Source organism: Clostridium sp. M62/1, from assembly GCF_020736365.1.
In the GTDB taxonomy this organism is placed as follows: domain Bacteria; phylum Bacillota; class Clostridia; order Lachnospirales; family Lachnospiraceae; genus Otoolea; species Otoolea saccharolyticum_A.
Map to the genome: position 1 here is coordinate 2,529,202 of NZ_CP085988.1, position 23,003 is coordinate 2,552,204.

General features: G+C 51.8%; 25 protein-coding genes and 2 pseudogenes. 24 read left to right on the top strand and 3 right to left on the bottom strand.

Annotation, left to right across the window (positions count from 1 at the left end):
• Positions 1-197: 197 nt before the first annotated feature.
• The 3 genes and pseudogenes from LK436_RS11865 to LK436_RS11875 form a co-directional block, all read left to right on the top strand.
• Positions 198-350, top strand: a pseudogene (locus LK436_RS11865) (Maff2 family mobile element protein); the annotation flags it as partial.
• Between the two features lie 142 nt (positions 351-492).
• Complete coding sequence (locus LK436_RS11870; protein WP_044930668.1) at positions 493-705, top strand: helix-turn-helix domain-containing protein; 213 nt, start codon at positions 493-495, stop codon at positions 703-705.
• Positions 706-746: 41 nt separating this feature from the next.
• The gene (locus LK436_RS11875) at positions 747-1,364 is read left to right on the top strand and encodes a hypothetical protein (RefSeq protein WP_198006620.1); all 618 of its coding nucleotides are present in this window, start codon (positions 747-749) and stop codon (positions 1,362-1,364) included.
• Between the two features lie 128 nt (positions 1,365-1,492).
• Here the strand turns inward: LK436_RS11875 and LK436_RS11880 are convergent, their stop codons facing one another.
• On the bottom strand, positions 1,493-2,305 hold the full coding sequence (locus tag LK436_RS11880) for a helix-turn-helix domain-containing protein (protein ID WP_008395951.1): 813 nt from the start codon (positions 2,303-2,305) through the stop codon (positions 1,493-1,495).
• A gap of 530 nt (positions 2,306-2,835) precedes the next feature.
• Between LK436_RS11880 and LK436_RS11885 the strand changes: the two genes are divergently transcribed.
• From LK436_RS11885 to LK436_RS11895, 3 genes are read left to right on the top strand one after another with little or no spacing between them, the layout of a single operon-like run.
• Entirely contained in the window at positions 2,836-3,021 is a 186-nt protein-coding gene (locus LK436_RS11885; RefSeq protein ID WP_044930770.1) for a hypothetical protein, read from the top strand.
• Positions 3,022-3,363 carry a DeoR family transcriptional regulator gene (locus LK436_RS11890; RefSeq protein ID WP_008395954.1) on the top strand — a complete coding sequence of 114 codons (342 nt, stop codon included), beginning with the start codon at positions 3,022-3,024 and terminating at the stop codon, positions 3,361-3,363. It begins immediately after the preceding gene.
• Positions 3,356-3,655: a DUF3847 domain-containing protein gene (locus LK436_RS11895; RefSeq protein WP_008395955.1), complete on the top strand. Its 300-nt coding sequence runs from the start codon at positions 3,356-3,358 to the stop codon at positions 3,653-3,655. The genes LK436_RS11890 and LK436_RS11895 overlap by 8 nt, the downstream gene beginning before the upstream one ends.
• 176 nt (positions 3,656-3,831) lie before the next feature.
• On the opposite strand, the gene LK436_RS11900 is transcribed toward LK436_RS11895, so the two are convergent.
• Both LK436_RS11900 and LK436_RS11905 read right to left on the bottom strand, forming a co-directional pair.
• On the bottom strand, positions 3,832-4,344 hold the full coding sequence (locus LK436_RS11900) for a hypothetical protein (RefSeq protein WP_008395956.1): 513 nt from the start codon (positions 4,342-4,344) through the stop codon (positions 3,832-3,834).
• Between the two features lie 16 nt (positions 4,345-4,360).
• Positions 4,361-4,843, bottom strand: coding sequence for a hypothetical protein (locus tag LK436_RS11905; protein WP_008395957.1), 483 nt, complete (start codon positions 4,841-4,843; stop codon positions 4,361-4,363).
• A 163-nt stretch (positions 4,844-5,006) separates the two neighbouring features.
• Here LK436_RS11905 and LK436_RS11910 point away from each other — a divergent pair, with 163 nt between their 5' ends.
• The 18 genes and pseudogenes from LK436_RS11910 (at position 5,007) to LK436_RS11995 (ending at position 22,834) form a co-directional block, all read left to right on the top strand.
• Entirely contained in the window at positions 5,007-5,327 is a 321-nt protein-coding gene (locus LK436_RS11910; protein ID WP_008395958.1) for a helix-turn-helix domain-containing protein, read from the top strand.
• A gap of 392 nt (positions 5,328-5,719) precedes the next feature.
• Complete coding sequence (locus LK436_RS11915) at positions 5,720-6,376, top strand: helix-turn-helix domain-containing protein (RefSeq protein ID WP_044930674.1); 657 nt, start codon at positions 5,720-5,722, stop codon at positions 6,374-6,376.
• Between the two features lie 64 nt (positions 6,377-6,440).
• A complete protein-coding gene (locus LK436_RS11920; RefSeq protein WP_166460513.1) occupies positions 6,441-6,602 on the top strand; it encodes a hypothetical protein in 162 nt (53 codons plus the stop codon).
• A 138-nt stretch (positions 6,603-6,740) separates the two neighbouring features.
• A complete protein-coding gene (gene mobQ, locus LK436_RS11925) occupies positions 6,741-8,330 on the top strand; it encodes a MobQ family relaxase (RefSeq protein WP_008395962.1) in 1,590 nt (529 codons plus the stop codon).
• A 63-nt stretch (positions 8,331-8,393) separates the two neighbouring features.
• The gene (locus LK436_RS11930; protein ID WP_008395964.1) at positions 8,394-9,029 is read left to right on the top strand and encodes a CHC2 zinc finger domain-containing protein; all 636 of its coding nucleotides are present in this window, start codon (positions 8,394-8,396) and stop codon (positions 9,027-9,029) included.
• Positions 8,998-10,335 (top strand): virulence-associated E family protein, encoded by a 1,338-nt coding sequence (locus LK436_RS11935; RefSeq protein WP_008395965.1) that lies wholly within the window; start codon positions 8,998-9,000, stop codon positions 10,333-10,335. Before LK436_RS11930 ends, LK436_RS11935 begins: the two co-directional genes overlap by 32 nt.
• 241 nt (positions 10,336-10,576) lie before the next feature.
• Positions 10,577-10,774, top strand: a complete 198-nt coding sequence (locus LK436_RS11940) for a hypothetical protein (protein WP_015536493.1) — start codon at positions 10,577-10,579, stop codon at positions 10,772-10,774.
• 6 nt (positions 10,775-10,780) lie between these two features.
• On the top strand, positions 10,781-12,445 hold the full coding sequence (locus LK436_RS11945; protein ID WP_008395968.1) for a recombinase family protein: 1,665 nt from the start codon (positions 10,781-10,783) through the stop codon (positions 12,443-12,445).
• A gap of 89 nt (positions 12,446-12,534) precedes the next feature.
• Positions 12,535-12,618: pseudogene (locus LK436_RS11950) on the top strand (Maff2 family mobile element protein); the annotation flags it as partial.
• Positions 12,619-12,637: 19 nt separating this feature from the next.
• Positions 12,638-13,507, top strand: a complete 870-nt coding sequence (locus LK436_RS11955; RefSeq protein WP_002595174.1) for a VirB6/TrbL-like conjugal transfer protein, CD1112 family — start codon at positions 12,638-12,640, stop codon at positions 13,505-13,507.
• A gap of 177 nt (positions 13,508-13,684) precedes the next feature.
• Positions 13,685-14,086, top strand: coding sequence for a PrgI family protein (locus LK436_RS11960; RefSeq protein ID WP_002569171.1), 402 nt, complete (start codon positions 13,685-13,687; stop codon positions 14,084-14,086).
• Positions 14,037-16,475, top strand: a complete 2,439-nt coding sequence (locus LK436_RS11965; protein WP_002569172.1) for a VirB4-like conjugal transfer ATPase, CD1110 family — start codon at positions 14,037-14,039, stop codon at positions 16,473-16,475. Before LK436_RS11960 ends, LK436_RS11965 begins: the two co-directional genes overlap by 50 nt.
• Entirely contained in the window at positions 16,472-17,431 is a 960-nt protein-coding gene (locus LK436_RS11970) for a DNA-methyltransferase (RefSeq protein WP_002569173.1), read from the top strand. The genes LK436_RS11965 and LK436_RS11970 overlap by 4 nt, the downstream gene beginning before the upstream one ends.
• Before the next feature lie 35 nt (positions 17,432-17,466).
• Complete coding sequence (locus LK436_RS11975) at positions 17,467-19,536, top strand: CHAP domain-containing protein (protein ID WP_002569174.1); 2,070 nt, start codon at positions 17,467-17,469, stop codon at positions 19,534-19,536.
• A gap of 34 nt (positions 19,537-19,570) precedes the next feature.
• Positions 19,571-19,849 (top strand): DUF4315 family protein, encoded by a 279-nt coding sequence (locus tag LK436_RS11980; protein WP_002569175.1) that lies wholly within the window; start codon positions 19,571-19,573, stop codon positions 19,847-19,849.
• Positions 19,842-20,543, top strand: coding sequence for a DUF4366 domain-containing protein (locus LK436_RS11985; protein WP_002569176.1), 702 nt, complete (start codon positions 19,842-19,844; stop codon positions 20,541-20,543). The genes LK436_RS11980 and LK436_RS11985 overlap by 8 nt, the downstream gene beginning before the upstream one ends.
• Positions 20,540-20,728, top strand: coding sequence for a hypothetical protein (locus LK436_RS11990; protein WP_002569177.1), 189 nt, complete (start codon positions 20,540-20,542; stop codon positions 20,726-20,728). Before LK436_RS11985 ends, LK436_RS11990 begins: the two co-directional genes overlap by 4 nt.
• A 15-nt stretch (positions 20,729-20,743) precedes the next feature.
• Positions 20,744-22,834 carry a DNA topoisomerase 3 gene (locus LK436_RS11995; RefSeq protein ID WP_002569178.1) on the top strand — a complete coding sequence of 697 codons (2,091 nt, stop codon included), beginning with the start codon at positions 20,744-20,746 and terminating at the stop codon, positions 22,832-22,834.
• Positions 22,835-23,003: the final 169 nt, after the last annotated feature.

Here is a 23,003-nt window from a genome sequence, read left to right on the forward strand (position 1 = left end):
GCGCCCCTACTTTCCGGCGCAGCACACAGCGGCAGGAGCCGCACCCCCCTACAACTGAATACCGCCGCGCCGCAGAACTTACGCAGCGCGGGGACAGCCGCCTTTACCAGAGGGCGGTTTTTTTATGCGGCGGCATACGCTGACCGCCTTTTGTCCGCTTGCCGGACAGCCGCAGACGCGGCAGAAAGGATTTATTTATGGCATTTTTCAATAGCGCAGTAGACGTTTTGCAGACCCTTGTTGTAGCACTTGGAGCCGGGCTTGGTATCTGGGGCGTTATCAATCTCATGGAGGGCTACGGCAACGACAATCCGGGCGCGAAGAGCCAGGGCATGAAGCAGCTTATGGCTAATTAGATGTAATAAAAGCGGAGAAAGGAAAAGCACAATCCAGACGGAAACGACGGTGTGGTCAAGAAATATTGTGGAAACGCAAGATTTCTGCTATAATGGGTGCAGAACACTTGACGATGGAAAGAGGGACGGGAAGCCTATGAACATCAGCTATCAGCCATTATGGAACACCTTGAAAGAACGTGGCATGAGAAAAGAGGACTTGCGGCTTGCCGCCGGTCTGACAACCAACATGATTGCCAACATGGGCAAGGGCGAGCATATCAGTATGAAAACACTGCTGCGTATCTGCGAAGCCCTAAATTGTGGCATTTTAGATGTGATTGAGTTGACGCAGGATGAAGAAAATTAAAATGTGGAATAAAACAAATTGAATCTTGGGAGGAAATGCTTATGAGTAAAGTTTTAACACATAGTACGAAATCTTATATAAAAATCTTTTTTGTTGGAATTTTGGTCGGGTGTATTTGCAGATTAGCGGATTATTTCCCCGCAGATACATTATGGAGTTTTTCGTCAATCCAAACATTACTGGGTTTTTGGATAATCACTAATACTACCATTGTTCTACTAAGCACGTCTAATATTTGTGCAGGAATTAGTTCGTTTTTGTATATGTTTGGAATGACCTTGAGTTTTTATGGATTACAGGCAATTTTAGGAATGTTTGTACCCCTATTTTCCGGTGGTTTTCGTTTTTCGCTATTCGTTCTGTTTACGCTTCTTTCAATTCCTTGTGCAATAGCAGCCTACATCTTATACTACTGGAACAGAGAATATATTTTTAATTCCATATTATATTCTCTTCCGATAGGTGCTTTAGCTGCCGAAGCAACCGCAATTTTTATTTATTTTTTGGAGCATCATACATTTCTGTTTCAACTGCTAATGGATGTTGTAGGCGTGATTGTTTTTTTCCTACTTTTTTATAAAAGAGCAAAAAGCAAGAAGATATTTATTGTGGCTTCAGTAATTAGTTCCTTAATAGTTTACTTTGTTTTTCCGTGGTAATATCGAATTGCAACTTGCATTTCTCAGAGGATGCACCTCACAACTCCAATAGCAGAAGAATAAAAAGTGAATATTATCCCCCAGATTAACAGCCGTTGTAGGAAAATCCATTCGCACAACGGCTGTTTTCATTTTCTCTTGCGTCGGAAGTTGACCGGACTGTTTTTGATAGCGGGCGATTTTGACAAAACCTTTTTGAATGTTTTCTGTTCATCAGGGGACAGCTTATAAAAATCCATGCCAAGCATATTGAAAATGACTGCCCACACTTTTCCAAGATAGTCCCCGGAAGATTGAATGGCTTTTCGGATTTCCAGACCCATCTTCTTTGCGAGGGAATAGTCCGGTGTGCTGTCAATGTCATGCTCATGGGCTTTCCGTATATCGTGGAGAATGGCGTCCCATGTTTTGTGCGTCACATGACAGAAAAAATCTTCTTCCTTTACTTCTGCGGCAAGAAGTGTCTGCGAATAGAAATCTCTGTCCGCCTGCTTGTATTTCTGAACAATAACTTGCCGCTGTTCTTCCAAAGATTCATAAAGAGTACGGAAGGTAGAGGTTGCATGACCATCAATGTAAATTTCCGTATCGGTCATAAGCTGCTCAAATTTATCATTGGTTACAATCTCACAAAGAAGCCGGTTGTTGATACGACCGCTTTTCAGAAGTTCCACGGCTTCATCAGTCAAATGCAGTTCAGATAGCGGGGTGTTGATCTGCTCCCGGTTTTCTGTCCGGCAAAACAGATAATCAATAGACACCTCATAAAAGTCTGCCAGTGCAATGAGGCTGCCGTGATTGATTTCTTTGTTATCATCCGATTCATAGCTGGCAAGAGCAGATTTTGAAATGCCTGTTTTCTGTGACAGTTCTTCCAGATTCAAGCCTTTGTCCTTGCGAAGTTCCCAAAGGCGTTCCTGTATGGTGGTCGCTCCCTTCATGGGCGGACACTCCTTCCTGTGGCTGGTTGCCATTATTATTTTCATTATACCATACCGTTCCGAAATCGTGGAAATTTTCGATTTTGGGGCGGTATTCCTATTTTCTGGACATACGGGAAAGGGGTCAAAAATGAGCTATGATGTAGTCAGTTCATCGATGGATTATTCCAATCGAATGACCGGCCTGATGGGATATGCTCCCCGGCGATGTAGCGCAACGACCTGCGGCAAGGAGTTGGAGGAACCTTGACCGCAGCGAGCGTACCAACGGGAACGAAACGCCGCTGTGAGATTCAGGGGCAGGAACGACATCAGGAAAACCCGGCAGAACTGACACCAAAACGCTACCCAAACATGACAAATCGACGGGGCGTAGTCTGCCCTGTCCATGATACTATGGGGCTTTTTAGGACGGCTCTATGGCCGTATTTTCCTTGAAAATCGCCCCGAAACATGACACCAAAAACCGCTATCCGTCCATCTCTACCATTACGGCTGAAATGGGCGGATTTTCTATGATAGGAGGCACCATGCCGAGAATGAGCAAGAAACGGAAGTTGGAGTTGTCCTTCTTCCTCAATGACCGGGGGCGTGTGGCCTACAACGACCTGTGCCGGAAGTGTCAGCATGAGTGCAAACAGAGCTTCCGGGCTGTCGTGATCGACTGCCCCCATTACCTGTCCAAGCGAGCCAAGCGAAAGGAGAAAACCGACTAAATGGAATTTGAATTTATGACCGCAGACACCGTTCTGCCGCCCTGTATGCCACTTCCCACCGCCATGCTCCGGCTGCCGATCAGCAGCACCGCAAAGATCATGTATGCCCGACTGCTGGATGCCACCCTTGCGGAAGGTGGGGAGGATACCAACGGGATACTGTTTGTCCGTTTCCCCATTGTGGAGCTGGCAGCGGCCTTGTCCCGCAGCTCCGTGACCGTCAAGCGTTCCTTAAAAGAATTGGAGGACGCCGGACTGATCCTGCGGGTGCGCCGGGGCGTGGGAGAACCGAACCGCATTTACACGCTGCTCCCCAAAAAGGAGGGCTACCGTGATGAATGAAAAGCTGGAAAAGCTCAACCGGCAGCTTGCCCAAGGCGAAGCCAGACTGCGGCGGGCGCAGCATGAAGAAAAGATACTGGAACACCAGATGAAGCAGCTTACCCGGAAGGAACGGACGCACCGGCTCTGTACCAGAGGGGCAATGCTGGAAAGTTTCCTGATAAGGCCGGAAGTGCTGACGGACGATGATGTGATGGACATTCTGAAACAGGCATTTTCCCAAACTGGTATGAAGGAAGCTGTTGCGGAGAGCGTGAAAGGTCGGGTATCCGGGAAACCCCTTACGGAGTAAGGGCGCAACTATACACCGGTCAAGCCGGTGCGTTGCGCCCTGCCGGGGGCTTCCTGCGGAAAGCGGATGATTTCCAGCACACTTGCGACTGCTTCCAATCATCACAGGGGACGCTACGCTTCCCCTGCGCTGGCTGCGCCAGCTACCCCTTTGTGGACTTGCCGCCCGGAAACGAGTTACTTTTCTTCATAGGGTTCAGCACTTTCCGCCATCATGATTATTTCATCATCGGAAACCGCTTCTGGATTATATTCCAGAACATAGCTGACTTCTGGCGAATATGTCCAGCACAGATAGCAATGTTCTTTGGTTTTGTATAGTGCGGCGTCCCATTCCTGAATCTTCATGGTTTCACAACTGACGGCGGTTTCAGGATTAAAGAGGACGCCAAGCGCATCCACATTCAATCCGGTCACATCATTGGGATCTGCCTCATAATAGGTGGTCTTTAGGATGTGATAATTGATATTGTCACTTTCTTTGCCATTGCCATAAACGAGGGTCGCAACAACTTCTGTTTTAGTTTGCTTTTTGAAGTCGTCCCCCAGAGCGTTTTCTATCCGCTCAATCATTTTATCAGGGTCGGATAAATCCCCATGATTCCATCTTGATTTTGTGAATAGAAAAGTCACGACAAGCAAGACTAACACAACAGCAACAGCAGTTAAGATTTTTCTTTTTTTACTCATTGTTCCTCCCTCAGCTTTAGCGGAACCCCTCTGATTCCGCAGCTATATTGATGTATTTCTTTCCAGACTTTTGCACATACCGAAAGGTCTGATAAGCGCCGCCGGATGAATGTTCGATGTACACAATAACCATATCGGAACGGTCAACCATTTCCCGGTTTCGGATTTGAAATGCGGATTTATAATGTGCTGCCGCCGCCTGCTCGCAAACTTCAATTTCATCGTAATAATCAAGGAATGAACTTTCGTTGTCACGAAATTCGGCGGTAGGATACGGCATGACCCAAATAAGCGCACTGTTATCATCACGAATGTTCCTTTTGCACCTGCGTATGGTCGAGGATACAAGCTGGTCAAATTCTCCTTCCCGACCGACAAGAAATTCTACAAATTCATTCTGTTGCAGCAGTTGAGAAATGAGCTTTTCCAACTGTGATTCAACTTGAAACGGGGCTTCGATTTGTCGATGTCCAAAGAAACTGACCGTAAATGTCCGCATAAAATCCCCTCCGCAGGACAGATTAGTAATGTAATCATCAACATTTTTTCATATTGATAATTATACTACCAATGAAAGGGATGATAAAGCACAAATTGATTTTACCACTACCAATGCACTCTCCTGATTCGTAATAGAATAATTACCGAAGGGAGGGAAGGCAATGGTTGATATGCCATACGAAGATTTTATCAGAAGCCGCATTACCGAACTGCGGATGGCCAGAGATGTTTCCGAACATCGTATGAGTTTGGAATTAGGAAAAAGCGGCTCTTATATCCGAGGTGTGACCAGTGGAGCGGCCTTGCCATCGCTCAAAGAACTTTTCAATATCATAGCGTACTTCAACATGACACCGGCGGAATTTTTCGCTCCATTGGAAGATGATGATTCCACCTATCATAAGCTCTGTGAACAGTTGAGAACTTTAAGTGATGAGGATTTGGATAAAGTCGCTACTTTCATAAACTGGATCACCAAATAATCAATGCTTGTCAGAAAGGGCATTGGAACAATGAACACGCAGGTCAAAAAATAACCTGGGCAGCTTGAACGCTACTCAGGTTTTTCTTTTTATCAGCAGGCTTGTTCAGCTATCGCAGGGGACGCTACACTTCCCCTGCGCTGGCTGCGCCAGCTACCCCTTTGTGGACTTGCCACCCGGAAACATCTTGCGCTGTAAGTTGTTCCCGTCCAGCAAGTCTACAATTCATCTATTCCCAAAGGATGCTAATCATAGTATAATAAATTAACGATAAATTGGTTTTTATGCCGTTGTCAAAAGATTTTGACACACATTATAAGTGATGTCAAAGCCATTTGGTAGACGATACGGGGGACTTTTCCTACAATAAAAGTGCAAGGGAGGCAAGTGGCATGGAGCATGACATTGGAAGCAAAATCAAGGCAGCCAGACTTGAGAAAAAGTTAACGCAAGAACAGGTTGCTGAATTGTTAGGAGTGAGTCGTCAGACCATCTCAAATTGGGAAAATGAAAAATCCTATCCGGATATCATTAGTGTCATAAAAATGAGCGAATGCTACGATGTCTCTCTTGACTATTTATTGAAGGGAGAACAGAAAATGAAAACCTATTATGATTATCTTGAAGAAAGTACAAATGTTGTGAAAAGCAACGCCAACAGAAACAAAATTATTACAATTCTCTCCTATCTGTTGATTTGGGCATTTGCAATGATTGTGTTCTGGTTCTTTACAAGCGGAAGCGACGCCATGGGTTACAGTTTGATGTTCCTTTGGATTATTCTTCCTGTAACAACATTCATTGTGTCTGTTGTGATTGGTAAAAATAACTTCTGGGGAAAAGGAAAATGGGCGTTTACCCTTTTCTTTGGCGTAATGTATATGCTTGCCGAATACGGCACATTTAAGATGGCAAACAATATAACTTTTAACAAACTGAATGCTCCAGAATTTGGAATGATTGTAGCTGGAGCAATAATCTCTGCAATCGGTATGTTGTTAGGTTCGCTTTGTAATAGGAAACGCCACAATCTAAATAAAGAGGAATGAAGTCCCGTAGCAAGTAGCAAAAATAGAGCCAGCGACAAATCGGAATTTTGAAGGGAGGCGTTCAATGAAAAAGATAATGTTTACATTGAGTGTGTTATTTGTTGTTTTGACTTTTGTTGGGGCTGGATATGTTCTATATAATGCAGGTAGTGTAAATGCGGGATATGCTGTTATTCCAATGGTCTTAGCACTTGTCTGTATCGCTTTTTATCGTAAAGCAAAGTAGCAATCCTAAAAAATATCAGCCGCCACCAGTGGCACCACCGAGCAGGAAATCAGAAACGGTTTCCTGCTTTTCTTTTGCCCAAAATGAGGTGGTAAACCACCAACCCATCCAATCAACCACAGGAAGGAGGAAGCCGTTATGCCCTGTCCCCACCATGATATAAAAATCGTCCAGCGCAGCAATCGCCAGTCAGCCGTAGCCGCCGCAGCTTACCAGAGCGGCGAACGGCTGTTTTCCGAGTACGACCAGAAGCAGAAATACTATTCCGAGAAACGAGGAATCGTCCACACAGAAATCATGCTGCCGCCCCACGCCCCGCCGGAGTACGCAGACCGCAATACCTTGTGGAACGCCGCCGAGACACAAGAAAAACAATGGAACTCCCAGCTTGCCCGCAGGATCGTGCTTGCCATACCGAGGGAAATTCCCCCAGAGCAACACGCCGACCTGATCCGGGACTACTGCCGGGAGTTTTTTGTTTCCAAAGGCATGATTGCCGATTTTGCCATTCACGACAAGGGGGACGGGAATCCCCACGCCCACATCCTGCTGACCATGCGGGCAATGGACGAAACTGGAAAATGGCTTCCCAAGAGCCGGAAGGTTTATGACCTTGACGAGAACGGCGAGCGTATCCGGCTCCCGTCCGGGAACTGGAAAAGCCACAAGGAGGACACCGTGGACTGGAACGACCAGAAGTACGGGGAGATATGGCGGCAGGGCTGGGCGGATGTCGCTAACCGCTATCTGGAAGCCATCGGCAGCCCGGAGCGCCTTGACCTTCGCTCCTATGAGCGGCAGGGGCTTGATAAAATCCCCACCGTCCACATGGGGCCAGCGGTCAGCCAGATGGAGAAACGAGGAATACAGACCAATATTGGCAATCTGAACCGGGACATTACCGCCGCCAACCGGCTCATGAAGTCTATCCGTCAGATGGTGCGGCACCTGAAAGGCTGGATCGCAGACCTGAAGGAGAAAAAGGCCGCCCTGCTGGAAACCTTGCAGGAAGCGAAGGAACCCACCCTGCCGGAGCTGCTGGGCAAATATCTGGATTTGCGCCGGGAGGAGCGCACCGGCTGGACGAGCAAAGGCCAGCTCAAAGGCACTGTAAATGACTTCAACAAGGTTATGGACGCCATTCGCTATCTGCGGGAAAAGGAGCTGTCCACCGTGGAGAGCCTTGACTCCTATCTGGATACCGTCAGCGAGCAGGCCATTTCTATCCGGGCAGAGATGAAGCCGAAGGAAAAGCGTATGAAGGAGATCGACACCCTGCTTTCCCATATCGCCAACTTTGAAGCCCACAAGCCGGTTCATGCGGAATATGCTGCCATCCGGTTTAAGAAGCCAAAGGAACAGTTTGCCGCCGCCCATCGGGACGAGCTGGACACCTACAATGCCGCTGTCCGCTATTTCAAGGTGCATTTGGAGGGAACCAAGTACAGCACCAAGAAATTGAACGAGGAACGGACGCAGCTTGCCGGAGAGGTGGCCGAGTACAGGGAACGCCTGTCGGCGGTGCAGGAGGATGTGAAGATTCTCCGGGATGTGCGCCACTGGCTCAATCAGGTGCTTCCGTCCGAGCAGTACCGCCAGACCGCCGAACCGGGCAAGAAACCGTCCATCCAGCAGGCAGTCAAAGGCCGGGCGCAGCGTATCCGGGAGGAACAGGCCGAGAAACGCCAGCAGCCCCGCACAGAGAAAAAACAGGATATGGAACTTTAACAGGCGCTTGCCATTTTCTTTTCGAGAATGACAGGCGCTTTTCTTATTTTCAGGAGGATTTAGTTGAATGTATTTGAAGCTGTCAAGCAGTCTGTTACCACCCGGCAGGCTGCCGAGCATTTCGGAATCCGGGTGGGACGGAACGGGATGTGCGTCTGTCCCTTCCATGCAGACAAAAACCCAAGCATGAAGGTTGACCGGCGCTTTCACTGTTTCGGCTGTCAGGCAGACGGGGATGTGATCGACTTTGTTTCCCGTCTGGAAGCTGTCAGCCCCAAGGAAGCCGCCCTCATGCTGGCACAGGAGTTTTCTATCCCCTATGAGGACAAGGAGCCGCCCCGCCACAGGAAGCCCCGGCAGGAAACCCCGGAACAGCGGTTCCGCCGCATGGAGCGGTACTGCTTCCGGGTGCTGTGCGACTATCGAAACCTGCTGCGCCGCTGGAAACGGGACTATGCCCCCAAGACGCCAGACGAGGATTTCCACCCTTTGTTTGTGGAAGCCCTGCAAAAGCAGGACTATGTGGACTATCTGCTGGATGTGCTGCTCTCCCCGGACATGGAGGAACGGGCAGCCCTTATCATTGACTGTGGAAAGGAAGTGAGCAATCTTGAAAGACGAATGGCAGAGCTTACCGCCGGAGATACGGCAGGCCGCAGAACAGACCATGCAAGAAGCACCGCCGCCCCGGAGCGTTGAGGAAGTCAAAGCCATGCTGGAAAGCACCGAGAAAGGCGGCGTCCGCAACAGTATCCGCAACTGCCTGACCGTCTTTCAGAATGACCCGCTACTTTCCGGGGCAATCGCCAAAAATCTGCTGACGGAGCGCACCGACATCATCAAGCCCATCGGCTACCACCGTACCGGCACCGCCATCACGGACACGGACATGAATTATCTGCTCCTGTATCTGGAAGAAACCTATGGGCTGACCAGCGAAAAGAAGATTGCCGCCGCCATCGGGATCGTTGCCAACGAAAATAGCTATCACCCCATCAGGGACTACCTGAACGGCCTGACCTGGGACGGAACCGAGCGTATCCGTACCTGTCTGCACCACTTTTTAGGAGCCGACAGCGACCAGTACACCTATGAAGCCCTGCGGCTGTTCCTGCTGGGAGCCATCCACCGGGCATTTCATCCCGGCTGCAAGTTTGAGGTCATGCTCTGTCTGGTGGGCGGTCAGGGAGCCGGAAAATCCACCTTTTTCCGGCTGCTGGCTGTGAAAGACGAGTGGTTTTCCGATGACCTTCGCAAGCTGGACGATGACAATGTGTACCGCAAGCTGCAAGGTCACTGGATTATCGAGATGTCGGAGATGATCGCCACCGCAAACGCCAAGAGCATTGAGGAAATCAAGTCTTTTTTGAGCCGACAGAAGGAGGTCTATAAAATCCCATACGAAACCCACCCGGAGGACAGGCTGCGGCAATGCGTGTTCGGCGGCACTTCCAACGCCCTGGACTTCCTGCCCCTTGACCGTTCCGGCAACCGGCGCTTTCTGCCGGTCATGGTGTACCCGGAACAGGCGGAAGTTCATATTCTGGACGATGAAGCCGCTTCCAGAGCCTACATGGAGCAGCTATGGGCGGAAGCCATGACCATTTACCGCAGCGGGGATTTTAAGCTGTCTTTCAGCCCCGAAATGGTGCGCTATCTCAAAGAACACCAGCGGGATTTCATGCCGGAGGACACCAAGGCCGGGATGATCCAAGCCTACCTTGACCGCTACACCGGCAGCATGGTGTGTTCCAAGCAGCTTTTCCGGGAAGCCCTGAACCACTCCTTTGACGAGCCGAAACAATGGGAAATCCGGGAGGTCAACGACATTATGAACCATTGTGTCACAGGCTGGCACTACTTTTCCAATCCCCGGATGTTCCCGGAATACGGCAGGCAGAAGGGCTGGGAGCGTGAAGCCCCGGCAACGGATACCAGCAACGGAGCCGAAAAAATCCCGGAGGGATTTGTGGAGGTCACAGAGCAGATGGAGCTTCCTTTCTGAAAATCCCACCCCGTTGCCGACTTTGTTGCACTCCCGTTGCCGGGCTGGTTGCCGGGGAAAGCCCCGTAGCTGCGGGCTTTTTCCCCTATCAGCAACCAAAGCAACAGAAAAATAAAAGAAAATATAAATTGTAACCAAACCGCCAGACAGAGATGGTTTTGAGGTTTTTTGAAGCCCGTTGCCGGACTTCGTTGCCGACCTTCTCCTTGTCTGGCTATTCTATTATGGAGGACAACTGCCTATGGCAAAAACGAAAACAGAGATTCATGTTACCACAGTTTTTGACGGCGAGCTGGACGCAGCGGATGTCTTTGTGAGCCTGATTGCCCAAAAATATGGGCAGAATACCGGTAAGGAAAATCTTGCGAAAACACAAGATTTAGGGTATAATAAAGACGAGGTTCAGAAGAACCGTGTTCCGTCTGGATTGTGCGGGTAAACGGTTATGATGAACGGATATGAATACACAGGCATGGACGCAATTCTGGCGGGCAGCTTCCGGGCGGCCATCTATTGCAGGCTTTCCAAAGATGATGACCTTGACGGGGAGAGCGCCAGTATTGCCAACCAGCGGGATATGCTGGAAAGCTACTGCGAAAAGCAGGGATGGGAGGTTGTGGCAGTCTATCAGGACGATGGCTACACGGGGCTGAATATGGAGCGTCCCGACCTGAAACGGATGTTAAAAGCCATCGAGCGCAGGCAGATAAATCTTGTGATAACGAAAGATTTATCGAGGTTGGGTCGAAATTACTTGCAGACCGGCACACTGATCGAGGACTTCTTCCCCCGTCACGGCGTCCGCTATATCGCCATGAATGACGGTATCGACACCATGCGGGACAACAACGACATTGCGCCGTTCAAGAACATCCTGAATGAGATGTACAGCAAGGATATTTCCAAGAAGGTACATTCCTCATATCTTCTGAAAGCCCAGCAAGGCCAGTTTACCGGCTGTGTGGCTCCCTTTGGGTATCGGAAAGACCCGGAGGACAAAAACCACCTGCTGGTGGACGAGGAAACCGCCCCCATTGTCCGGCAAATCTTCCTTTGGGCGCTGGAAGGACACGGCCCCAACTTCATCCGGCGCAGGCTGGAAGAACAGAAAGTGCCTTGCCCTACATGGTGGAACCGGGAACGGGGCTTCCGCAATGTCCGCACCAAATGGGAAAAGAAAGACCCGGAAAACGGGCGGTATATGTGGGACTTCTCCGTGATAAAGGACATCCTGATGAATCCCGTTTATACCGGGGCGATAGCTTCCCAAAAGAAGGATTACCGCTTCAAAATCGGCACCATTGGGGAGAAGAAGCCGCAGGACTGGATCGTGGTGGAGGAACGGCACGAACCGTTGATTGACAGCAAGAGTTTTGCCATCGTGCAGGACAAGCTGAAATCCCGCCAGCGTCCCCGGCAGGATGGGGAAACCAGCCTGTTTGCCGGGCTTATCAAGTGCGGCGAGTGCGGCAAGTCGCTGACCATCCGCACCACCCACGCCAAGCACCCGCAGCAGATTTACGCCTGTAAGACCTATGGGGCGTTCGGCAAGAACCATTGCACCCAGCACCGGGTGGAATACGATACCCTTTACCACCTTGTCCTGAACAAAATCCGGGAGTGCGCCAAGGCTGCCCTGACCGATGGGGAAGCCATTGCCGGGAAACTGACCAACACCTGCGAAGCCGAGCAGAAAGGCCAGCGGGAAGCGTTGGAGCGTTCCCTGACAAAAGACGAGGAACGGATTGATGTTCTGGAAAAGATGGTGATGCGGCTCTATGAGGACATGGTTGCCGGACGGATCAGCGAAGCCAACTTCAATCTCATGCTGGACAAGACGCAGAAGGAACAGGTCGAGTTGAAAGAACGGGTTGCACAGGGGCGCAAGAAGCTGGCTGATGAAATGCGGCTGGCAATGGACGCCAAACAATGGGTGGACGCCATTCAGGAATATGCCGACATCACGGAGCTGGACGCAGCCACCCTAAACCGCCTGATTAAAGAAATCGTTGTCCATGAACACATCGACAGCGATAAGACACGACACATTTCTATCGAAATTCACTTCAATCTCAAACCCATCCCGGAGGTGGAACAGGTCAAAGGATGACCTGTTCCCGCCGGGGCGGTTCTAAAACAATTCCATATATTTTTTGACACGCCGCCGCCCGCCATCGAGCAAGGTTTTACTCCTAATTAGGGATAAAACAGCTTATGGCGGGCGGCGGCGTTGCCCTTATCGGCATGACCCTTGTACCGCTGCTTTCCGGCTTGTTCGGTTAAGAAGCGCGGGTAAAGGCTTATGCAGAGCATACTTGACGCGATTAACGAATGGATAAAGGAAATCCTCATAGGAGCCATAAACGGTAATCTGTCAACTATGTTCGGGGACGTAAACGAGAAAGTCGGCACTATCGCCGCAGAGGTAGGGCAGACCCCGCAAGGGTGGAACGCAAATATATTCTCCATGATACAGACCCTTAGTGAGAATGTAATCGTACCCATTGCGGGGCTTGTCATTACCTACGTCCTATGCTATGAGCTTATCAGCATGGTAACGGAAAAGAACAATATGCACGACGTTGACACTTCCATGTTCTTCAAGTGGGTGTTCAAGGCGTTTGTGGCAGTCTACCTTGTGACGCACACCTTTGACATCACTATGGCGGTGTTCGATATGGCGCAGCACGTTGTTTCCGGCGCGGCGGGGGTAATCGGCGGCAGCACAGAGATTGATGTTGCCGCCGCCCTTGCTTCCATGCAGGACGGGCTTGACGCTATGGAAATCCCCGAACTGCTCTTACTTGTCATGGAAACAAGCCTTGTGAGCTTGTGCATGAAAATCATGTCCGTACTGATAACCGTTATCCTCTACGGGCGCATGATAGAGATTTACCTTTACTGTTCGGTATCGCCTATCCCGTTTGCAACAATGACGAACCGGGAATGGGGGCAGATAGGAAACAACTACCTCAAATCCCTGTTCGCTATCGGTTTTCAAGGCTTCCTCATTATGATATGCGTCGGCATTTACGCGGTTCTGGTAAACAACATGATAATAGCGGACAATCTGCACAGCGCGATATTCTCCCTTGCAGCCTATACCGTTATCCTCTGTTTCTCCCTGTTCAAATCCGGCGCACTGGCGAAGTCGATATTCTCCGCGCATTAGCGGCGTGTCAAGGGCAGGGTGGAGATTTTCAGAGCGAAGCGGCGAAAATACGACCCGACCTTGACGCGGATAACCCCCATATAATACGGGCGGGCAAAGGGCATAGATTGACCTTTGCCTTGATTACCCTTATGGGAAGTTACAGCAACACCAAACCCAGAGAAAGGAGGTTTTCACTTGGCGTATGTACCCGTACCCAAAGACTTATCCAAAGTCAAGACAAAAGTAGCGTTCAACCTTACCAAACGGCAGATTGTATGTTTTGCGGCGGCTCTCCTGTTCGGCTTGCCGCTTTTCTTTCTGCTCAAAGACAGCACAGGCACAAGCCTTGCGTCTATGGCTATGATTGCCGTCATGCTGCCCTGTTTCCTCTTTGCCATGTATGAGAAGCATGGACAGCCCCTTGAAGTGGTGGTGAAGAACATCATTCAGACGAAATTCATAGCCCCCAAAGAACGACCATACAGGACAGACAACTTTTATTCCGTCTTAGAACGGCAGAGAAAACTTGAAAAGGAGGTATCAGCGATTGCAAAAGGAAACACGAAGAAACAGCGCGGCGGGAAGCGCAAAGCCTAACCCGCCCCGCAAGCTCACCCGCGCCGAGAAAAAGCAGATTGCGGAAATCATCAGACAGGCAAAGGGCGACGGGAAAGCGCACACCGCGCAGCAGACAATCCCTTATATCCAGATGTACCCGGACGGTATCTGCAAGGTTACGGGACGGAAATACTCAAAGACCGTCGCCTTTGAAGATATTAACTATCAGCTTGCACAGGCAGACGACAAGACCGCCATTTTTGAGAACTGGTGCGACTTCCTCAACTACTTTGACGCTTCCGTTTCGGTGCAGCTCTCTTTCATCAATCAGGGGACGCAGCGCGGCGAAGCGGAAAAGGCGGTCAATATCCCGGCACAGGAGGACGCTTTCAATTCTATCCGCACAGAATACCGGGATATGCTGAAAAACCAGCTTGCAAAGGGCAACAACGGGCTTGTCAAAGCAAAATATATCACCTTTGCCATTGAAGCCGACAGTCTGGGCGCGGCGAAATCCCGCCTTGCCCGTATCGAAACGGACGTACTCAACAACTTTAAGCTCTTGGGCGTGTCTGCCCGCCCCATGACAGGCTATGAACGCCTTAAAATGCTGCATGGCATTTTCCACCCGGAGGGCGGGCAGTTTGCCTTTGATTTTTCATGGCTTGCCCCGTCCGGGCTTTCCACAAAGGACTTTATCGCCCCGTCCTCTTTCCGTTTTGGCGAGGGGCGGTATTTCCGCATGGGGCGCAAAATCGGCGCGGTTTCATTCCTTGAAATCCTTGCGCCGGAATTAAACGACCGTATCTTATCTGACATTCTGGACTTGGAAACGGGCGTTATCGTCAATCTGCATATCCACAGTATCGACCAGACCGAAGCCATAAAGACAATCAAGCGGAAAATCACCGACCTTGACAAAATGAAAATCGAAGAACAGAAAAAAGCGGTACGCAGCGGCTACGACATGGATATAATCCCGTCCGACCTTGCCACTTTCGGCAGCGAAGCGAAGAACCTCTTACAGGACTTGCAGAGCCGGAATGAAAGAATGTTCCTCTTGACGTTCCTTGTGGTGAACATGGCAGACACAAAAAGGAAACTGGAAAATGACGTATTCGCGGCGGCGGGCATTGCACAGAAGAACAACTGCGCCTTAACCCGCCTTGACTACCAACAGGAAGCGGGGCTTATGTCCTCTGTACCGCTTGGGGAGAACCTTATCCCCATTCAAAGAGGGCTTACCACGTCAAGCACCGCTATCTTTATCCCCTTTATCACGCAGGAGCTTTTTCAGACGGGCGCGGCTTTGTATTACGGCTTAAACGCCCTGTCTAACAACATGATACTCTGCGACCGCAAGCAGCTAAAGAACCCCAACGGCTTAATCTTGGGTACGCCGGGAAGCGGGAAATCCTTTGCCGCCAAACGGGAAATGACAAACGCTTTCCTCATTACCGACGACGACATAATTATCTGCGACCCGGAAGCAGAGTATTTTTCCCTTGTGCAGCGGCTTGACGGGCAAGTGATACGGTTATCGCCTACGGGCAAGGGCATTGACGGGAAGCCCCAGTATGTGAACCCTATGGATATTAACCTCAATTACAGCGAGGACGACAGCCCCCTTGCGCTGAAATCCGACTTTATCCTCTCCCTCTGCGAGCTTGTCATAGGCGGCAAGGAGGGCTTGCAGCCCGTCGATAAGACCGTCATTGACCGCGCTGTTAGGAACGTGTACCGCCCTTTCCTTGCAGACCCCGACCCGGAGAAAATGCCTATCTTGGGCGACCTCTACAACGAGCTTTTGAAGCAGCCGGAGCCGGAAGCGGCGCGTATCGCGGCGGCGTTGGAGCTTTATGTTTCCGGGAGCCTTAACGTCTTTAACCACAGGACGAATGTAGAGCTTTCAAACCGCCTTGTCTGCTTTGACATCAAGCAGCTTGGGAAGCAGCTCAAAAAATTAGGTATGCTCATTGTGCAGGACCAGGTATGGAACCGCGTCACCGTCAACCGGGCAGAAAGGAAATCCACCCGGTATTTTATGGACGAATTTCATCTTCTCTTGAAAGAGGAACAGACCGCCGCCTATTCCGTTGAAATCTGGAAGCGTTTCAGAAAATGGGGCGGCATACCCACAGCAATCACGCAGAACGTCAAAGATTTGCTTGCTTCCCGCGAAGTGGAGAATATCTTTGAAAACTCTGATTTTGTCCTCATGCTCAATCAGGCGGCGGGCGACCGGGCTATCCTTGCAAAGCAGCTCAACATCTCCCCGCAGCAGATGAAGTATGTCACCCACACCGAAGCGGGCGAGGGGCTTATCTTCTACGGGAACGTGGTGCTGCCCTTTGTAGACCGCTTCCCGAAAGACACCGAGCTTTACCGGGTAATGACGACGAAGCCGGAGGAAGTGGGCGAAGCATGAACGGGCTGAAAACTGACACAATCATCAACCGGGACGCGCTCTATGCCTTGCGGGAGCTTCCAGAGGAAAGCGTACACTGTTGCGTCACAAGCCCGCCCTACTATGCGCTTAGGGATTACGGGCTTGATATGCAGATTGGGCGGGAGGACACGCCGGAGCAGTACATTGACAGGCTGACCGAGGTTTTCCGCGAGCTGCGCCGGGTACTGCGTTCTGACGGTACGCTCTGGCTGAATATCGCGGACACCTACTGCGGCACAGGAAATAAAGGCTACCATGCAGACCCGAAGAACCCGAAAGGCAGAAACGGACAGCAGATTGCAAGAAACAACCGCGTTTCCGGCTGCAAACAAAAGGACTTAATCGGTATCCCTTGGCTTTTAGCCTTTGCCCTACGCGCTGACGGGTGGTATTTACGGAGCGACATTATCTGGCAGAAAGAAAACCCCATGCCGGAGAGCGTGAAAGACCGCCCTACCCGCTGCTATGAACATATCTTTCTGCTTACGAAGTCAAAGAAGTATTTTTATGACGCAGCCGCCATAGCCGAGCCGTTAGCCCCCACAACGGCGGCGCGGTACCGCACCGGGCGCAGCGCGGGACAGAAATATGCGGACGAAGTACCCGGACAGGGGAACGTACAGGGGCTTAACCGGGCGCGAAGCGGCAGCTACTACGACGAAGCCCTCATGCCGACCATGCGGAACAGGCGGGACGTGTGGCTTATCAATACCGTTCCCTACAAGGGCGGGCATTTCGCCGCGTTCCCGCCAAAACTTGCCGAAACCTGTATCAAGGCGGGCTGTCCGAAAGGCGGCGTTGTGCTTGACCCCTTTTTCGGCAGCGGCACGACGGGGGCAGCCGCAAAGCAGCTTGACAGGCATTATATAGGCATTGAGATAAACGCCGAGTATTGCGCCCTTGCAAGGGCGCGGATTGGAGGGACAGACACATAAAACAATATAAGGCGCGTGAAAAAGTCACGCAGAAAATGACCCGCGAGGGGGCTGTCGAGGTAAACGCCGCTACCGGGAAAAAGAAACGTATCAGCAAGCGGATAAGGGACGCGGACTTTGCAAAGACCGAAGCCCCACCGCAGCCGGAACAGGCAGCGCAGCCCCTACCGGGCGGCGCAACTTCCCCGCCCTTAACCGACACGCCGCCGCTTCCCCATGCGCCGGGGGCAGAACGGGAACAGGACACCGCAGCAGCCGAGCGCGTCTTGGAACGTATCGACGGGGCGCGTACCAGAAAGGCGAGCAAAAAGGCGGCGAGGAAAGCACAGGCAGAAGCCACAGCAAAAGAAAAATCTTCCCGCTTGCAGTTTACCGACGAGGAACGGGCAACGCCGGAGCTTGAAAGGTATATCCGAAAATCGGACAAAGCAGCCGACCGTCTGGACGCGGCAAAGGCGGCTATCCCCAAAGAAAAGAAACTTGTACGGGAGCGCACCTTTGATGAAGCCACCGGGAAAGGCAAGACCCGCCTACATTTTGAGGAACAGGAAAAGCCCATAGGAAAGAATAAGCCCCACAATAACCCGCTATCCCGCCCCGCACAGGAAGCGGGTATTTTCGTCCACAACAAGATACATTCCGTTGAAAAGGACAATTCCGGCGTTGAGGGGGCGCACAAATCCGAAGAACTGGCAGAGCGCGGCGCAAAGTACGGGGCGCGGAAAGTCAAGGAGGGCTACCACAGCCACAAGCTCAAACCCTACCGGGCGGCGGCAAAGGCAGAGAAAGCGGCGTTCAAGGCGAATGTGGATTTTCAGTACCATAAAGCCCTGCATGACAATCCGCAGATTGCGGGCAATCCCCTTTCCCGCTTCATGCAGAAGCAGCAAATCAAGCGGCAGTATGCAAAGTCGGCAAGGAAAGGCGGCGCAAAAACGGCGCAGAAAGCCGCAGAGAACACCCGCAAGGCGGCAAAAAAGACCGCCGAGGAAACAAAAAAGGCAATCGCTTTTGTAGGGCGGCACCCGGCGGGCGTATGTATCGCCGTTGCCGCGCTACTCTTATTCATCATGGTATCGGCGGGGCTTTCCTCTTGCGGTTCCATGTTCTCCGGCTTGATGAACGGCATACTTGGGACTTCCTACACGTCGGAGGACAGCGACCTTGTGGCGACGGAGAACAATTACGCCGCAAAGGAAAACGAGCTTCAGCAGCAGATTGACAATATCGAAAGCACCCACCCCGGCTATGACGAATACCGCTATGACCTTGACAGTATCGGGCATAACCCCCATGAGTTAGCGTCCTACCTCACCGCCCTTTTACAGACCTACACCCCGCAGAGCGCACAGGCAGAGCTAAATCGCGTCTTTGCCATGCAGTACACTTTGACGCTGACAGAAGAAACGGAAATCCGCTACCGCACAGAAACAAGCACAGACCCGGAAACAGGGGAAACGACCACCGAGGAAGTACCCTACGAGTACCATATCCTCAACGTGAAGCTGACGAACAAGCCCATTTCCGAGATTGCGGAGGAACTTCTAACGCCACAGCAGCTTGAAATGTACCGCGTCTATCTGGAAACAAGCGGAAACAAACCGCTGATTTTCGGCGGCGGCTCCCCCGATATGGGCGCGTCCGAGGATTTAAGCGGCGTACAGCTTGTAAACGGCACACGCCCCGGCAACACCGCCGTTGTAGACCTTGCGAAGCGGCAAGTCGGCAACGTGGGCGGGCGACCCTTTTGGAGCTGGTACGGATTTAACAGCCGCGTGGAATGGTGCGCCTGTTTCGTTTCATGGTGCTACAATCAAGCCGGAAAGAGCGAGCCGCGCTTTGCCGGGTGCCAGTCACAGGGCGTACCCTGGTTCCAGTCACGCGGGCAATGGGGCGCGAGGGGCTATGAGAATATCGCCCCCGGCGACGCTATCTTTTTCGACTGGGACGGGGACGGGAGCGCAGACCATGTGGGGCTTGTTATCGGAACGGACGGGGAGCGCGTCTATACCGTCGAGGGCAATTCCGGCGACGCCTGCAAGATAAAGAGCTACCCCGTCAATTACTCCTGTATCAAAGGCTATGGGCTGATGAACTGGAATTAACATATTTTTGAGCAAAGAAAGGAGAAATTTATTGATGGCTATGAACAAAATTGAACGTATCGACAAAGAGATTGCAAAGACCCGCGAGAAAATCACCGAGTACCAGAACAGATTAAGGGGGCTTGAAGCGCAGAAAACCGAAGCGGAAAACCTGCAAATCGTACAGCTTGTGCGCTCCATGCGCCTTTCCCCGCATGAGCTTTCCGCTATGCTTTCCGGCGGCGGTATTCCGGGCATGGAAGCCGCGCCGGGCTACCCCGCAGAACCCGCAGACCACGACACCGAAGAAATGGAGGACACCGAGAATGAATAAGAAAATCCTTAGAACCTTGACCGCACTCTGCGCCGCCCTCATGCTGACGGGCGGCTTTTCCGTCACCGCCTTTGCACAGACCCCGGAGGGACAGGACGCGACCGACGACAGCGGCGTTGTCTATGAGGAACCCGAAAAGGAAGAACCCCTTACCCCGGACGGGAACGCGACCCTTGTAGACGATTTCGGCGGCAACAAGCAGCTTATCACAGTGACGACCAAAAACGGCAATTACTTTTATATCCTTATCGACCGGGACGACGAGGGCGAGGACACCGTACATTTCCTTAATCAAGTGGACGAAGCCGACCTTATGGCACTCATGGAGGACGGAAGCACCGAAGCAGCCCCGCCCGCCGTTTGCAGTTGCACCGATAAATGCGAAGCCGGAAAGGTAAATGTGAGCTGCCCTGTCTGCAAGGACAACATGACCGCTTGCAGCGGCAAGGAAGCGGAGCCGGAAACCGAGAAACCAACAGAGCAGCCCAAAGAGAAAGGCAATACAGGCGGGCTTGTGCTTTTCCTTGTCGTGGCACTTCTTGGCGGCGGGGGCGCGTTCTATTATTTTAAGTTTATGAAGCCAAAGCAGAACGTCAAGGGCGACACCGACCTTGAAGATTTCGATTTTGACGATTACGACGAGGACGAGGGGGACGGGCTTTCTGATGAAGAACAGGAGGACGAGGAAGCATGACGCTTTTTACCGAAAACCCTTTAGAAAAAATGATGGTACAAAGACCCACCGGGCGGCGTGACAGTGCGCCGCCCGTTCCAAAATCCCCGGCGTGTATGCGTTGCCCTTATAAGGCGCAATCCCCCTGTATCGGCTATTGTCTGAAACAGGCACAGGAGAAGAAGCACACCGCGCCGGAACGCTGAAAGGAGGATTTTTTCATGGCATTTAGACTTGTGATTGCAGAAAAGCCGAGCGTGGCGCAGACTATCGCCGCCGCGCTTGGCATTAAGGGGAAACAGGACGGGTATATCGAGGGCGGCGGCTACCTCATTTCATGGTGCGTCGGGCATTTGGTACAGCTTGCGGAAGCTGCCGCCTACGGGGAGCAATATAAAAAATGGAGTTTTGACAGCTTACCCATTCTGCCGGAGGAATGGCAGTACGCCGTTGACCCGGACAAGGGGAAGCAATTCAAAACCATTAAAGAGCTTATGCACCGCGCCGACGTTTCCGAAGTGGTAAATGCGTGTGACGCGGGGCGCGAGGGTGAATTGATTTTCCGCTTTGTCTACGAAGTGGCGGGCTGCAAGAAGCCCATGCGCCGCTTGTGGATTTCTTCAATGGAGGACGGGGCGATTAAGGCGGGCTTTGCTTCCCTCAAAGACGGGCGGGACTATGGCGCGCTCTTTGCGTCCGCCCTCTGCCGCGCAAAGGCTGACTGGCTTATCGGCATTAACGCCACCCGGCTTTTCTCCTGCCTGTATGGAAAGACCTTGAACGTGGGGCGCGTCCAGACCCCGACCTTAAAAATGCTCACCGACCGGGACGCGGCTATCTCCCATTTCCAGAAAGAAAAATATTATCATGTTCGCCTTGATTTATCCGGCGCGGACGCGGCAAGCGAAAGGATTTCGGACAAGGCAGAAGCCGACGCGCTGAAAGGGGCTTGCGAAGCGGGAAAGGCGGTATGCGTTTCCCTTACCAGAGAGAAGAAAACCGCAGCCCCGCCAAAGCTCTTTGACCTTACCTCTTTGCAGCGGGAAACGAACCGCATTTTCGGTTACACCGCAAAGCAGACCCTTGACCTTGCACAATCCCTTTATGAAAAGCGGCTCCTTACTTATCCGAGGACGGACAGCAGCTTTCTTACTGACGACATGGGCGGCACCGCAGCGGACATTATCGCGCTGCTTTGCGAAAAGCTCCCCTTTATGGCGGGCGCGGACTTCACGCCGGAGATTGCAAAGGTATTAGACAGCAAGAAAGTATCAGACCACCACGCAATCATTCCCACTATGGAGCTTGCAAAGGCTGACCCGGACGCGCTGCCGGAAAGCGAGAAGAATATCCTTACCCTTGCGGGGGCGCGTCTGCTTTTTGCCACCGCCGAGCCGCATATTTATGAAGCGGTTACGGCGGTTTTCTCATGCGCCGGGACAGACTTCACCGCAAGGGGAAAGACCGTACTTGCGGAGGGTTGGAAAGAGCTTGAACGCAGATACCGGGCGACGCTGAAAGATAAGCCCGAAGCAGAGGACGGGGAAAATGAGGGCGTGACGCTGCCGGAGCTTTCCGAGGGACAGAACTTTCCTAACCCCGCCGCAAAAGTAACGGAGCATACCACAACGCCGCCGAAGCCCCACAGCGAAGCGTCGCTTCTCTCTGCTATGGAGCGAGCCGGGAACGGGGACACCGACCCGGACGCGGAACGCCGGGGGCTTGGCACTCCCGCCACCCGCGCCGCCGTCATTGAAAAACTGGTAAAGGGCGGCTTTGCAGAGCGCAAGGGGAAGCAGCTTATCCCCACGCAGAACGGAGCCGCCCTTATATCAGTCTTGCCGGATATGCTCACTTCCCCGCAGCTTACCGCAGAATGGGAAAACAATCTGACGCAGATAGCAAAGGGAGCCGCAGACCCCGGCGAATTTCTGTCCGGCATTGAAGCTATGGCGCGGGAGCTTGTGCAGACACACGCCGCAGCACTGGACGGGAAAAAGGATTTGTTCCGGGAGGAAAAGCCCTCTGTCGGCAAATGCCCCCGTTGCGGTTCCCCCGTCCATGAGGGGAAGAAAAACTATTATTGCAGCAACAAAGAATGTGCCTTTGTCATGTGGAAGAATGACCGCTTTTTCGAGGAACGCAAGACCGCTTTTTCCGCGAAGATTGCCGCCGCGCTCCTTAAATCCGGCAAAGTGAATGTGAAGAAGCTCTATTCCCCGAAAACAGGCAAGACCTATGACGGAACTATCGTTCTGGCTGACACTGGCGGGAAATACGTCAACTACCGTATCGAAGTACAGAAGAACTAAAAACTTGAATAGCAAGCATAGGAAGCGGGTACCCACTTCCGTAAATCCCTGTCCTGCCGCTGACGCGCCGGACGGGGATTTTGCTTGTTGGGAAGTTTCCCAAACCCTCTAAAAAAATGAAAAAATTGTTGGCATAACGCACAGCCCACCGTAGTACGGGGCGAACCCC